The organism is Chromobacterium sp. Beijing (assembly GCF_021496765.1).
Lineage (GTDB): Bacteria > Pseudomonadota > Gammaproteobacteria > Burkholderiales > Chromobacteriaceae > Chromobacterium.
Genome location: NZ_CP053750.1, coordinates 1,189,735 through 1,202,597, shown reverse-complemented (window position 1 = coordinate 1,202,597; position 12,863 = coordinate 1,189,735). Strand labels below are relative to the sequence as shown.

Sequence of the window (12,863 nt, the reverse complement as noted above, 5' to 3'; positions counted from 1 at the left end):
CTTGCATCCCCTCCGGCGCTCAAAGCACCGCGAGCGGATAAGAACCCAATACCTTGACGAAGGAAGTGCACTCGGCGAGGCCGGCCAAGGCCTGGCGCACATTGGCGTCGTCTCTATGCCCCTCCATATCGATGAAGAACACATAGTCCCACAGCCCGGCGCGCGAAGGCCGCGACTCGAACTTGCTCATGGACACGCCATTGCCGGCGATGGGCGCCAGCAGATGGTGCACCGCGCCTGGGCGGTTGGGCGCGGATACCACGACCGAAGTCTTGTCCTGACCGGTCACGCCCACGTCCTGCAGCCCCAGCACCAGGAAACGAGTGGTGTTGTTGGGCTCGTCCTCGATATTGGACGCCAGCTTCAGCAAAGCGTAGCGCTCGGCCGCGGCCTGACCGGCGATCGCCGCCGCGCCCTCGTCTTCGGCCGCCAGCCGCGCCGCTTCGGCGTTGCTGGCCACCGACACCCGCTCCACCGCCTCCGGCAGATTCTTGTTCAGCCACTCGTGACACTGCGCCAGCGCCTGGGCGTGCGCGTACACGCGGCGGATGCCGTCCAGGCCCTCCACCTTGCGCAGCAAATGGTGATGGATGCGCAGCACCACTTCGCCGCAAATCTTCAGCGGGCTGGTCACCATCAGGTCCAACGTGCGGCCCACCGCGCCTTCGGTGGAGTTTTCCACCGGCGCCACCACGTAATCCAGGCCGCGCGACTCCACCAGGCGGAAGGCCTCGTCGATCGAGCTACAGGCCACGGTGCGCGCCGCGTGGCCGAAATGCTTGAGCGTGGCCAGCTGGCTGAACGTGCCTTCCGGCCCCAGATAGGCGATGGACAAGGGCTTTTCCAGCGCCAGGCATTCGGACATCACCTCGCGGAACAAGCGCGCCACCGACTCGCCCGGCAAGGGGCCGGGATTCAGTTCTTTGACGCGGCGCAGCACCTGCGCCTCGCGCTCGGGCCGATAAATGATGCCGCCGCCCTTGATCTCGCCGATTTCGCGCGCATGGGTGGCGCGCTGGTTCAGCAGATTGAGGATTTCCACATCGATGTTGTCGATGGCGTCGCGGTGCTGTTTAAGTAAATGTTCCGACACGGCTTCCAGTCTTTCTCTATTGCACACATCCTGTGAAGACGCGCCGCCCGGCTTGGCCGCGAGCGCGTCTCTAAACACTCAGTTTCCGCGAGATGAGCCAGGCTCGCAAGCCTTTGTCGCGAGAAAACCCAAGAGACCGGCCCGCGCTTAGAACGTGTTTACGATCTTGCGAGCTAGAGCGAGACAAGGCGAAAACGACGGAGAAAGCGGAGTGCGCCGGCATTCCAAAGACGCTCTCAACACCGTATCGCCGCAACGCCGCGGACCTTGAACCGCTTCTTAGCCAAAGCAGGTCCACACCCGGTTGGCCAGATCCACCACGAAATCCGCGCGCAGATACATCCCGGTCAGCCAGGCCAGCAGCAAGACCGCGCCGATGGAAAACAACCAGGTTCTCACGCGTCCTCCTTGGCGAAACTGGCCGACGGGGTTTCCCGCACCGGCAGATTGGCGGCGGCGGCCAGCAAGCCCAGCGCTATCGCCAGCATCCACACCAGATCGTAGTTGCCGAGCAGATCGTAAAGCGCCCCGCCCAGCCACACCCCCAGAAAGCTGCCCACCTGATGCGAGAAAAACACCGCGCCGGACAACATGCCCAGATGACGCACGCCAAACATGCCGGCGATCACCCCATTGGTCAGCGGCACCGTGGACAGCCACAGAAAGCCCATCGCCGCGGCGAACACCGCCACCGAAACGCCGCTGAGCGGCAGCAGAAGGAAGACCGCGATCACCACGCTGCGCGCCAGGTAAATGAAACTGAGCAGGCCGGGCTTGGACCAGCGGCTGCCCAGTTCGCCAAAAGCCATGGTGCCGAAGATGTTGAACAGGCCGATCAAGGCCAGCGCCAGGCTGGCGACGCCGCCGCCCAGGCCGTGGTCGCGCAGATAGGCCGGCAGATGCACGCCGATGAACACCACCTGGAAGCCGCAGACGAAATAACCGGCCATCAAGAGGCGGAAGCCGCGCTCCGCCCAGGCGGCGGCGAAGGTATCGGCCATGCTGCGCAACAAATGCGCGCTCGCAGCGCTTTGCGCCGGCCGGTCCTCGCGCGCCAGCCAGCCGGACAGCGGCAGCATCAAGGCCGCGCAGCCGGCCAGAATCAGCAAGGCCGGCAACCAGCCCAGGCCATCGATCAAGCCCTGCTCCACCGGAATCATCGCAAACTGGCCGAAAGAGCCCGCCGCCGCGACGATGCCCATCGCCCGCGAGCGATAGGCCGGCGGCACGCTGCGCGCCACCACGCCGAAAATCACGCTGTAGGTGACACAGGACAAGGCCAGGCCGAGCAGCACGCCGGCCGACAGAGAAAACAGCAAGGGCGTGCCGGACACCGTCATCAAAGCCAGGCCGGCGACGTAAAGCAAGGCGCCGCCCAGCAACACCTTGCCGGAGCCGTGCCTATCCGCCAGCGCGCCGGCGAAGGGCTGCGCCAGGCCCCAGACCAGGTTTTGCAGGCCCAGCGCGAAGGCGAAGGCTTCCCGGCTCCAGCCGAAGGCCTGAGTCATCGGCGGCATGAAAAAGCCGAAGCCATGGCGTATGCCCATGGCCAGCGACACGATCAGGCCGCCGGTCAGCAATAATCGCTTGATGGAATCGTTCATCGCTTGTCTCCATGCGAAAGATGAGCCTGTTCAAAATCTCGCGCACCAGGGCGAGGCAAGGCCTTGCGGCTGAAAAAGCGATGAGCGGGTTTTCAACGCCCCTTTACCATCCGTCTCGCGCTACGCGGCGGACTTTGAACAAGGACTAACAGCGGCGCGGCTGTCGTGATCAGTTGTGATCATAGGGCAAAACCAGGACGGCAAAAACAAAACCGGCCAGCGCTGGCGCCGGCCGGTGTTCGCGTCAAACCGTCGAGGACCGCGATTTAGCGCGCGGGCACCGCGGCCAGCACCGCCTTCAGCAAATGCCAGGCCTTGCCCACCGACTCCACTTCCACGCGCTCGCCCGGCGCGTGCGCGCCGCGGATATTGGGGCCGAAGGACACCATGTCCATGCCCGGATACTTGGAGCCCAGGATGCCGCACTCCAGGCCGGCGTGGATCACCTGCACCTGGGCCTCGCCGCCGAACTCGCTGGCGTAGACTTGCTGGAACAGGGCCAGCAGCTTGGATTGCGGATTAGGCGCCCAGCCCGGGTAGCCGCCTTCCATGTCCACCTGGCAGCCGGCCAGCAGGAACAGGCTTTCCACTTCGCGCGCCAGCATCCAGGTGCCGGAATCCAGCAAGGAGCGCACCATCAGGTTGGCGAACAGCTTGCCGTCCTCCAGCACCACCACGCCCAGATTGTTGGAGGTTTCCACCACGCCCTCGACGCGCTGGCTCATGCGCTTGACGCCATGCGGCGCCGCGTGCAGCGCGGCGAAGATGGCGCCTTGGTCGGCGCGCGCCAGCACCTTGTCCAGCTCAATCCGCTCCTGCACCACGGTGACGCCTTCGTCGACGCCGGCCAGTTCGAAACGCAGCAGGCTTTGGAAGGCGTCCAGCTTGGCCGCCACCTTGGCCGCGTCGGCGGCCGGGAAGGCCACGGCGGCGAAAGCCTCGCGCGACAAGGCGTTGCGCGCGGTGCCGCCCTTGAACGAGGCCACGCGCAGATCGGTTTCCGCTTCCAGTTCGCGGATCAGGCGGATCAGAATCTTGTTGGCGTTGCCGCGTCCCAGGTGAATGTCGGCGCCGGAATGGCCGCCGCGCAGCCCCTTGATCACCAGGCTGGCGGCCTGGTAACCGGCGGGCCGCGTCTCGCTCGCGTAGCCGCGGCTGACGTTGACGTCCACGCCGCCGGCGCAGCCCATATAGAACTCGCCCCACTCCTCGGTATCGATATTGATCAGGTACTGGCCTTGCAGCAGGCCGGTGCCCAGACCCAGCGCGCCGCCCATGCCGGCTTCCTCGTCCAGCGTCAAGAGCACCTCGATCGGACCGTGCGGCACCTCCTCGCTATTGAGCACCGCCATGCCCAGCGCCACGCCTATGCCGTTGTCGGCGCCCAGCGTGGTGTTTTCCGCCACCAGCCAGCCGTCTTGCAGCGTCGGGCGGATCGGGTCTTTGAAGAAGTCGTGCTCGGTGCCGGTGTTGGCCTGGCACACCATGTCCAGATGGCCTTGCAGCACCACGCCGACGCGGTTTTCGTAGCCCGGGGTCGCCGGCTTGCGAATAATCAGGTTGCCCACCTCGTCCACCACGGTGTCCAGGCCGCGCAGTTCCGCCCAGCCTTTCAGGTAGTCGCGCAATTGCTGCTCATGCTTGGACGGACGCGGGATTTCACACAGGGTCTGGAAGTGCTCCCAGACGACTTTGGGTTCTAGTTCTGCAATTCGGGTCACGGAAAGTCCTCTAAATCATCAAGATGCGATAGCGGTTCGGGCTATGGCCGAACGCGCCGCGCCAGGCGCGGCGACGTTGGAATTCAGACTGTCCACTTTATCACGCCCGCATGCGCCGCGTCATGTGGGAAACTCATGCCAAAAGCGTCTAATCCGCTGAATCGCTTGACCGAAGTCATGAGTCCGCCTGCAAGCGCCGCCATGCTATTTGCCAGCTGTGACAAAGCCGCTATCCTCCGACACTGAATAATCCCCGCATCTGTTTGTCAGAGCCTGTTCAAAGGCTGGCGAGCTGGAGCGCCGCAGACTTGAACAGCATCTAAAGAAAGGCCCGCCATGCACCGTTACCCCGATCAAGACATCGCCGCCATTTACCGGGTGATAGAGCAGCGGCGCGATATGCGCCATTTTCTGCCGGACCCGGTGGACCCGGCGCTGCTGCGCCGCCTCTTGGAAGCCGCCCACCATGCGCCCAGCGTCGGCTATATGCAGCCGTGGCGCTTCATCCGCATCGCGGACCGCGGCCTGCGCGAAAAAATAGGCGCGCTGGTGGACGCGGAGCGCTTGCGCACCGCGGATCAACTGGGCGAGCGCCAGGCGGAATTCCTGCGCCTGAAAGTGGAAGGCATCCGCGACTGCGGCGAGGTGCTGGTGGCCGCCCTGATGGACGGCCGCGAACGCCATGTGTTCGGCCGCCGCACCTTGCCGGAGATGGATCTGGCCTCAGTGGCCTGCGCCATCCAGAACCTGTGGCTGGCGGCGCGCGCCGAAGGCCTGGGCATGGGCTGGGTGTCACTGTTCGACCCCGTCGCGCTCTCCGCGCTGCTGGGCATGCCGGAAGGCGCCAAGCCCATCGCCGTGCTCTGCCTCGGCCATGTCGCCGAGTTCTACGCCCAACCGATGCTGGAGCAGGAAAAGTGGGCCAGCCGCCAGCCTCTGGAGCAATTGGTGTTCGAAGACCGCTGGCGCGACCATTGAGCCCCCCGCGTCGCCATGCTAGCCTGAGGCGATGGAACACGCTCTGTACGACTTTCTCGATCAGCACCAGATCCGCCATCAGCGCTTCGACCACCCGCCGGTCTACACCTGCGAAGAAGCCGCGCGCCTGACGCCGGGCCTGCCCGGCGCGGAATGCAAAAACCTGTTTCTATGCGACGCCAAGGGCCGCCAGCACGTGTTGCTGGCGGTGCCAGCCGACGCCGGCGTCGACATCAAGGCTCTGGGCGAGCAACTGGAGCTCAAAGGCCTGCGCTTCGCCTCGCCGGAGCGCCTGCAGCGTTATCTGGGCCTGACGCCGGGGGCGGTGACGCTATTGGCCGCCTTCAACGACCGCGACCGCCAGGTCGCCATCGTCGTCGATCAGGACTTGAGCCGCCGGGACGCCATCCTCTGCCACCCCCTGGTCAATACCAGCACGCTGGCGCTGCCGATGGAGGAGCTGATGCGCTTCCTGGATCTGACCGGCCACGCGCCGCGCATCGTCGAAGTGCCGCGCCGGCAGGAGCAAGCCGGCCAGCCCTGAGCGCCGCGGCTTGTCAAGGCCACGGCAGTTCCTGCATGATGGTCGTTTCTTTCGATTCGCCCGGATTGCAGACCCAAGCATGTCAGACATACTCAACACCATCATCGCCACCAAGCGTGAAGAAATCGCCGCCGCCTTGCGCCAGCAATCGCTGAGCGCGGTCCGCGCCGCCGCGGAAGCACGCAGCGGCGATCGTCGCGATTTTGTCGCCGCGCTGCGCGCCAAACACGCGCTGGGCCAGGCCGCGGTCATCGCCGAGATCAAAAAAGCCAGCCCGAGCAAGGGCGTGATCCGCGAGGACTTCCGTCCGGCCGACATCGCCGCCAGCTACGCCGAACACGGCGCGGCCTGCCTGTCGGTGCTGACCGACCGCCAATATTTCCAGGGCGACGCCGCCTATCTGCAGGCCGCCCGCGCCGCCTGCCGGCTGCCGGTGCTGCGCAAGGACTTCATCGTAGACCCCTACCAGGTATACGAAGCCCGCGCGATGGGGGCCGACTGCATTCTGCTGATCGCCGCCGCGCTGGAACTGCCGCTGATGCGCGAACTGGAGGCCTTGGCGATGGAGCTGGGCATGGCGGTGCTGGCCGAGGTGCACGACGCCGAGGAACTGGAACAGGCGCTGCAACTCCAAACCGAGCTGATCGGCGTCAACAACCGCAATCTGCGCAGCTTCGAAGTCAGCTTGGCCACCACGCTGAAGCTGCTGCCGCAAATCGAGAACGGCCGCATCGCCATCACCGAAAGCGGCATCGCCACCGTCGACGACGTGAGGCTGATGCGCAGCCACGAGGTGCACACCTTCCTGGTGGGCGAAGCCTTCATGCGCGAAAAAGAGCCGGGAGAAGGACTCTCCCGGCTGTTTCGAAACCCGACGGACCACTAAAACATTGCCGGCTATTGCGGCGGGAGGAAAGCGTCCAGCCGCAATTGCTCCTGCGCATTGAAGCGTTGCGCGCGCAAGGCGGTCAGCGCCTGCTGTCTTTGCGCGGCGTCCAGGCCGGGCACCGCCCGCAAGCGCTGCGCCTCCCGTCGGTAGCCGTCTATGCGCGCCTGCCACTGAGCCTGTTCGCGGTCCAGCTGCGACAAACGGTCGGCGGCGGCCTGCCCCACCATGCCGGCGCGCAAGGCGTACAACTCCTGCTCGCCGCCACCCTTCTTCCTCAAAGCCGCCTCCGCCTCCGCCAGCGCCAGATGCTTGACCGGCTCCTGCCGCGCCGCGCGCAGCTCGGCCGGCAAAGCCGCCTCCAAGGCCTTGAGCCTAGCCGCCTTCTGCTCCGCGCTCAAACCGGCGTCGGCGGCGATGCGCAGCCGCTGGACGGTGAAGTCGTCGTAGACGTCCTCATCGCCAAACAAGCCCGCCACCTCGCTTGCAGACAAGAATTGCAGACGCAACGCCCTCATCCGCTGCAAACCCTCGGCCACGTTTCCCGCCGCCAGCTTGGTCTCGCTCAAGGCTCGCCGATAGGCGACGTAACGGTCGAACAAGGCCAAAGCCTGCCCCAAGGCCGCGGCGCCCAATTGCGATTGCAAGGCCTGCTGCACCGCCTTGCGCACCGCCGGCAAGTCCCGCTCCCCCAGCGTCGCCAACTGGTAATCGAACAAGCGCCGCAGCTCCGCGTCCACTCTCAGCGCCCCGCTCGCCTCCACGCGCGCCCGGCCATCCGCCTGGGTGCCGCGCAAGGACGGCGCCGCCGCCGGCGCGGCGACTCCGGTTTGCGCCGCCGCGTCGTCGGCTCCGGACACGCACAGCCAGCCCAGCGCGGCCAGCAGCAGCGCGCAGCCCCACCCCATCCAGGCCCGCAGCATCACAGACCCGTGTTCTTCAGGCGATTGGCCTGCTGCCGGTACAAGCTCACCGGGCTGACCTCGAACAGGCTGACCAGACCAAAGCTCTGATTAATCTCGTTGACGTGGTTCATCCGGTAGTTATCGCGGATCACCTGACCCAGATGCGCGGAGCAGGCGCTGACCAGGCCATCGGTGGGCGTGGAGCCGAAGGCCAGACCCAGCACGCCCATCGGCACCGACAGCGGATCCAGCACATTGGTGACGGTGGCCGAACCGGTCCATGAATAGTAGCGGATGCCGTTGACCTGATAATCGCCCTCGCCGCAAGCGCTGGTCGGCACCCCTTGCGGGAATTTGGCGCTGAAGGCGGAGGCTCCCGCCGTGGTCAGGGAATCCAACGCGCCCACCGGATATTGCGGCTGTCCGGTGGTGCCCGCGAAGAACTGCATCACCGCGGTCAAGGCCTTGGCCACCGCGGACGCCACCGCCTCGGACACCGATCCCGGAGGCGCAACGCCGCGCACGATGTCGGCCACCGCCGACCCCTTGTTGACCCCGCCCACCGAGGTGACCGAAGCTACCAGGTCCGGCCGTACCCCGGCCACGTAGCGCGCCGTGGGCGCGCCCTGGCTATGGCCGATCAGATTGACCTTGGCGGCGCCGGTGATGGCGATGATTTTTTGCACCTGCTGCAGCAACTGCTCGCCGCGCGCCTCATTGCTGTTCAGCGCGGACACCTCGGCCACGAACACCTGCGCGCCGTCGGCGCGCAAGGCCGCCGGCACTTGATAAAAATAATCCACTCCCAACAACTGACCGAAACCGAACAAGCCATGCACCAGCACGATGGGGTAGCGCGTCTGGGTATAGCCGCCGGCGGCGTGGGCGGCGGACAGGGGCAACAGCAGGCCCAGACACAGCAATGCTCCGTGTAACAACTTCTTCATGGTGTTTCTCCTCTAGTTGATCAATGCGGGCTGAGTATTTGCTCTTATTTGCATGCCCAAGATTGGTAATAGGAGAAAGCGGTCCAAAACACCAGAATTATTCAAACGTTTGTATTTTTACGTCACATATCAACAACAGAAAATACAAGAACTTAAAATTCAACCGTCCGAAAGATCGATAAGCGTGGGCTGGAGCAGCCGTTCGCCCCCACCAGGTCAATAAAAACAAAACGCTATATGGCGGCTGCCATATAGCGTTTTTAGTTTGATGAGCCTCAGGCCCAAGCCACAATCGACTCAGTAGTCGGACCCCAGATACAGATAGGCGGTGGGTTTGCCGCCCTTGGCGGTGCCAACGCCAAGGAAGAACGGCCCGATGATGGTGTCCGCGGCGAGGAAGACCGATCCGGCGGGAATCCAGTTAGTATCGTGCGACGAGAGGTCTTCAGCTCGCACTCGGCCCCAAATCTTGCCCAGCTCCATCGAGATACCGGCGTAAACGCCGGAGCCAATCGCCGACGGCAGGCTGGACGCTCGCCAATACAGCATCGAGCGGAAAAGGGACGAGCGATCGCCAATCAGTTCGGAGTCCTGATAACCGCTCAGATTCAAGAAGCCGCCCAGCGATCTGGGCAAGGTCTGGGCATCCTCTCTGTCGTCGAGATTCAAAGCGCCCTTGTTCTTGGCGGTCAAGCGCATCGTCACACTGCCCAGAGTCTTGACATACTCCATGGTCGTATCGTAGTTGGTCAGATTGACATCGCTGCCCCAGGATGGAATGCTCTTGGTCAACCGGCCACTAAAGAAGTAGCCAGAGCGCGGCCAGCGCGGATTGTCGAACTGATCCACCACCAAGCTGGTGCCCACCCCGGTATCCCGAAAGTTTGACGGCACCAAGCCAGGAAACCAAGATACCCGCGAGCCGAAGTGATTATCGTCCCGGTACGCGCCAATCCGCCACTCGCCGTAACGCCCCAAGGCCACGCCGCCATCCAGACGCACGCTGCCCACATCATTGTTCCACTCCGTATTTAACGAATGGTCCGCGTTATAAATCGACAAAAAATCCTGTCGATACCCAAAGGACGCCGCGCCGAACACCGGGCTGCCCTCGTACAGCGGCTGGTACCACTCGGTCTTGAACAGCTTGTTCTGGCCGATGGACACATCGTTGCGCCAGGCGCCGCCGGCGCTATTGGCGTTGCGCCATTCATGCGAAGCCAAAAAGTTGAAATTGCTCTCGCCCGGCGTCGCGCTGCTCAGATTCAGGCCGAAGCGCAGAAAGTTCGGGCCGATGCTGCGCTCCAGCGGCGACACCGTCATCACATTGCGGCCGGACACACTGTCCACGCGGTAGGTCAGCCGGTCGTAGTCGCCGCCGGCGAACACGCCGCGCAGACGGGTCTGAGCGCTGCTGATCGGCTCCACCACCGAGGAGAAAGCCAGCGATTTGGCCAGTTGCTCCGGCTTGGTGAACTGGCCGGGCTTGCCTTCCACCTGAATCTTGTCGATCAAGGGGAAGTGCGGCCGCTCCAAGCGGCGCTTCCACGCCGCGTACTCTTCTTCCGACACCGAATAGGCCGACAGCTGCTTGGCCAGAGCCTTGGCCGCCCCCTCGCCGCGCTGGGTGATTGCCTGGTGTTCGCTAAAAGAGGCCGCGGTATAACCGCTCAAATCCGGCTTGATCACCAGATCGCGCTTATCCAGCTTCCGCAACTGCTCCTTGGCGTTGCGGCTGACCATCAGATTGGAAGTCTGCGCCACCACATCGAACAGGCTGTTGATCTCTTTCGCCTTCATCAGCGGCGTGGACACGTCGACGACGATCACCCGATCGGCGCAGCGGCCTTTGACATCCTGAATCGGCAGATTGCGCGCCAGGCCGCCGTCCACCAGCAGGCGGCCATCGTCGTCTTCTATCAGGTCGAACAAGCCCGGCACCGCCATGCTGGCGCGCAGCGCGCGCGCCAGCGAGCCCTGCGCGAACACCACCGGTTCGCCAGTGGCCAAGTCGGTAGCCACCGCGCGAAACGGGATCGGCAACTGATCAAAACTGCCCACCACGCGATCACGCGTCAGCTTGTGGATGTACAGCTCGATTTCCTGCGAATTGATCGCGCTGCGCGGCACTTTCAGACCGTCCTTCTTCAAGCCGAAGGTAACGTCCAGATAGTTCTTGTAATCGTCGCGCTTGCGATCGTAGGGCACGTCCGCCCGCGTCGGCTTGCCGGAGAGCAAGGCGTCCCAATCGGCGGCGTCAAACTCGTGCTCCATCTGCGCCAAAGGCAAGCCATTTGCATAAATACCACCAATCAGGGCGCCAGCGCTGGTCCCCGCGATACAGGCGATGGGAATCCGCAAACGCTCCAGTTCCTTCAGCACCCCCAGGTGGGCGAAACCGCGCGCGCCGCCGCCGCCCAGCACCAAACCCACGCCTTGCGGCGGATACGCGCCAAGCTCTTCCCCGTTGCCTGCCCAGGCCGTTTGCGACAAAACCCCGAGCAACAGCAGCGATGTCAGCCGCTGTCGCCGATTCCAGCGATTGTTATTTGTAAGCATATGGGTAAATAATGAGAATTACCGTTTCACCCACGCCTGCGCGTGGCGTAAGATATAGCGATATGCCAATGAAAACATAATTTCCTATAAAGCCGGGCTAAATGTTTGACTTCAAATCACTAGTCAGTTCCCTACTGAACAAAAACACGACTGCCTCCGAAGTGGCGCAGTCTGCAACGCTATTAGTGCGCGACCTGCCTGAAACCGAGTATTTCGGCGCCTTGGTGGAAATCATCAAAGCCGTCGCCAAAATCAATACCGACACCGATATCTCGCTGAAAGAGCGCGTCAAGACCCTGGTCTACGTCGACGACAAGGCCAACAACATCCATCGCCAGCTGTGCCGGGACTATTTGCAGTCCAAAGGCGGCAGCAAAGGCTATCTGCCCACCATCCTCGCCTACTGGCACGAGCTGTCCTCCGCCTACCAGATCTGCCTGAGACTGTACAAAAGCCACCCCAACGCGGTGCCGGAAGACGAAATCCGCATCGTCACCATCCGCGGCCTGCATCATCAGATGCGGCTGATCGCCTGGAACTCCCTGCGCTATCTGAAGCCGGAAGGCGCCGCCTGGCAAAACGGTTTCCGCTTTTTCAGCCAGGCGGAGGAAAGCGGTTTTTCCCGGCACCCGATCAAGCTTTATCTGAACAGCCCGGACGAATTCAGCTGTGAACAACTGCTGATCCAGGCCGGCATGCTCTTCCTGGCGCAGACCGACAATATGCTGCACAAGGAGATCATCGCGGTAGACCAGTTGCTGATGATGCTGAGCCAGAGCATTCCGCTGGACAAACAGCCGCCGGTGGAAGAGCCCATCTTCGTCTACAACCTGTCGATGCCCGAACCGCCGCAAGCCATGCTGCGCGGCATGGCCGGCAAATGGCACCGCTACTGGTCCGCTTACGAGATCACCAGCCGCCTGGCGGATCTGATGTTCGATCTGGACAGGCGGATCCCTCCCGCCCTGGCGGCCATGGACGGCGGGCTGGAGCGCGAGGAATGGGCCATTCTATGCGAAAAACTGGCCATTCGCTGGTCTACCGACGGCGGCAAGTCCCTGCGCAAGTCGGAGCGCTCGCTGCACGCGTCCAACGCCCACGTCAGCATAGGCTTCGAACGCGTCGCCTATCAGGTCAAGGTTCAGGACGTGCCGACGCAGGACCCCGAGCGCGCCAGCGATTGGCGCATCAACGACATCAGTTCCACCGGCATGGGCCTCACCTTCATCGGCAAGGCGGTGGAGCAGCTGGCCATCGGCCGCGTCATCCTGGTCAAAGCGGACAATCACCCGCAGTTGCTGGGCGTGATCCGCCGCATCCTGCGCCAAAGCAACGGCACCAAGGTGGGCATAGAAATCCTCGGGCAAAACCCCGTCGGCGTATCGCTGCTGGACCCCGAGCACTCGGAATCCCCGCCCTCCACCGCCATCTACATCACCCAGCCCAACTCCCGCAAAGGCCAGCGCTACTTCCTGATGCCCAAGGCCCTGACGCTGCCGGACAAGCAATTGGTGCTGGCGGCGCAAGGCAAGTCTTACCAGATTCGCCTCAAAACCCCGCAGCACGAATACGAGGACTGCAGCCACAGCGACTTCGACACGCTGTCCAAGGTGGACTAAGCCCCGC

At 63.6% G+C, this 12,863-nt stretch carries 10 protein-coding genes; 4 read left to right on the top strand and 6 right to left on the bottom strand.

Features of this window, described 5'->3' with window-relative positions; all coding sequences use genetic code 11:
* Positions 1–19: 19 nt before the first annotated feature.
* The 3 genes from pheA to HQN78_RS05740 form a co-directional block, all read right to left on the bottom strand.
* Complete coding sequence (pheA, locus tag HQN78_RS05750; protein WP_227103307.1) at positions 20–1,093, bottom strand: prephenate dehydratase; 1,074 nt, start codon at positions 1,091–1,093, stop codon at positions 20–22.
* Positions 1,094–1,488: 395 nt separating this feature from the next.
* A complete protein-coding gene (locus HQN78_RS05745) occupies positions 1,489–2,697 on the bottom strand; it encodes an MFS transporter (RefSeq protein ID WP_166451425.1) in 1,209 nt (402 codons plus the stop codon).
* 266 nt (positions 2,698–2,963) lie between these two features.
* A complete protein-coding gene (locus HQN78_RS05740; RefSeq protein ID WP_235088469.1) occupies positions 2,964–4,418 on the bottom strand; it encodes an aminoacyl-histidine dipeptidase in 1,455 nt (484 codons plus the stop codon).
* A 336-nt stretch (positions 4,419–4,754) separates the two neighbouring features.
* Between HQN78_RS05740 and bluB the strand changes: the two genes are divergently transcribed.
* The 3 genes from bluB to trpC all read left to right on the top strand — a co-directional run bounded on the left by bluB (position 4,755) and on the right by trpC (position 6,826).
* Positions 4,755–5,396 (top strand): 5,6-dimethylbenzimidazole synthase, encoded by a 642-nt coding sequence (gene bluB, locus HQN78_RS05735; RefSeq protein ID WP_227103314.1) that lies wholly within the window; start codon positions 4,755–4,757, stop codon positions 5,394–5,396.
* A gap of 31 nt (positions 5,397–5,427) precedes the next feature.
* Positions 5,428–5,940: a prolyl-tRNA synthetase associated domain-containing protein gene (locus tag HQN78_RS05730; RefSeq protein ID WP_235088468.1), complete on the top strand. Its 513-nt coding sequence runs from the start codon at positions 5,428–5,430 to the stop codon at positions 5,938–5,940.
* 79 nt (positions 5,941–6,019) lie between these two features.
* The gene (gene trpC, locus HQN78_RS05725; protein ID WP_235088467.1) at positions 6,020–6,826 is read left to right on the top strand and encodes an indole-3-glycerol phosphate synthase TrpC; all 807 of its coding nucleotides are present in this window, start codon (positions 6,020–6,022) and stop codon (positions 6,824–6,826) included.
* Positions 6,827–6,837: 11 nt separating this feature from the next.
* Here the strand turns inward: trpC and HQN78_RS05720 are convergent, their stop codons facing one another.
* From HQN78_RS05720 to HQN78_RS05710, 3 genes are all read right to left on the bottom strand, one after another.
* Complete coding sequence (locus HQN78_RS05720; RefSeq protein ID WP_235088466.1) at positions 6,838–7,749, bottom strand: lipase secretion chaperone; 912 nt, start codon at positions 7,747–7,749, stop codon at positions 6,838–6,840.
* Positions 7,749–8,678 (bottom strand): triacylglycerol lipase, encoded by a 930-nt coding sequence (locus HQN78_RS05715; RefSeq protein WP_107798874.1) that lies wholly within the window; start codon positions 8,676–8,678, stop codon positions 7,749–7,751. Before HQN78_RS05715 ends, HQN78_RS05720 begins: the two co-directional genes overlap by 1 nt.
* Positions 8,679–8,975: 297 nt before the next feature.
* A complete protein-coding gene (locus HQN78_RS05710) occupies positions 8,976–11,111 on the bottom strand; it encodes a patatin-like phospholipase family protein (RefSeq protein WP_235088465.1) in 2,136 nt (711 codons plus the stop codon).
* Between the two features lie 311 nt (positions 11,112–11,422).
* Between HQN78_RS05710 and HQN78_RS05705 the strand changes: the two genes are divergently transcribed.
* Complete coding sequence (locus HQN78_RS05705) at positions 11,423–12,856, top strand: PilZ domain-containing protein (protein WP_227103326.1); 1,434 nt, start codon at positions 11,423–11,425, stop codon at positions 12,854–12,856.
* Positions 12,857–12,863: the final 7 nt, after the last annotated feature.

Coding starts and splice junctions, on each gene's coding strand:
- HQN78_RS05745 (WP_166451425.1), bottom strand. CDS start 2,697: ATGAACGATTCCATCAAGCGATTATTGCTGACCGGCGGCCTGATCGTG.
- bluB (WP_227103314.1), top strand. CDS start 4,755: ATGCACCGTTACCCCGATCAAGACATCGCCGCCATTTACCGGGTGATA.
- HQN78_RS05730 (WP_235088468.1), top strand. CDS start 5,428: ATGGAACACGCTCTGTACGACTTTCTCGATCAGCACCAGATCCGCCAT.
- trpC (WP_235088467.1), top strand. CDS start 6,020: ATGTCAGACATACTCAACACCATCATCGCCACCAAGCGTGAAGAAATC.
- HQN78_RS05720 (WP_235088466.1), bottom strand. CDS start 7,749: ATGCTGCGGGCCTGGATGGGGTGGGGCTGCGCGCTGCTGCTGGCCGCG.
- HQN78_RS05715 (WP_107798874.1), bottom strand. CDS start 8,678: ATGAAGAAGTTGTTACACGGAGCATTGCTGTGTCTGGGCCTGCTGTTG.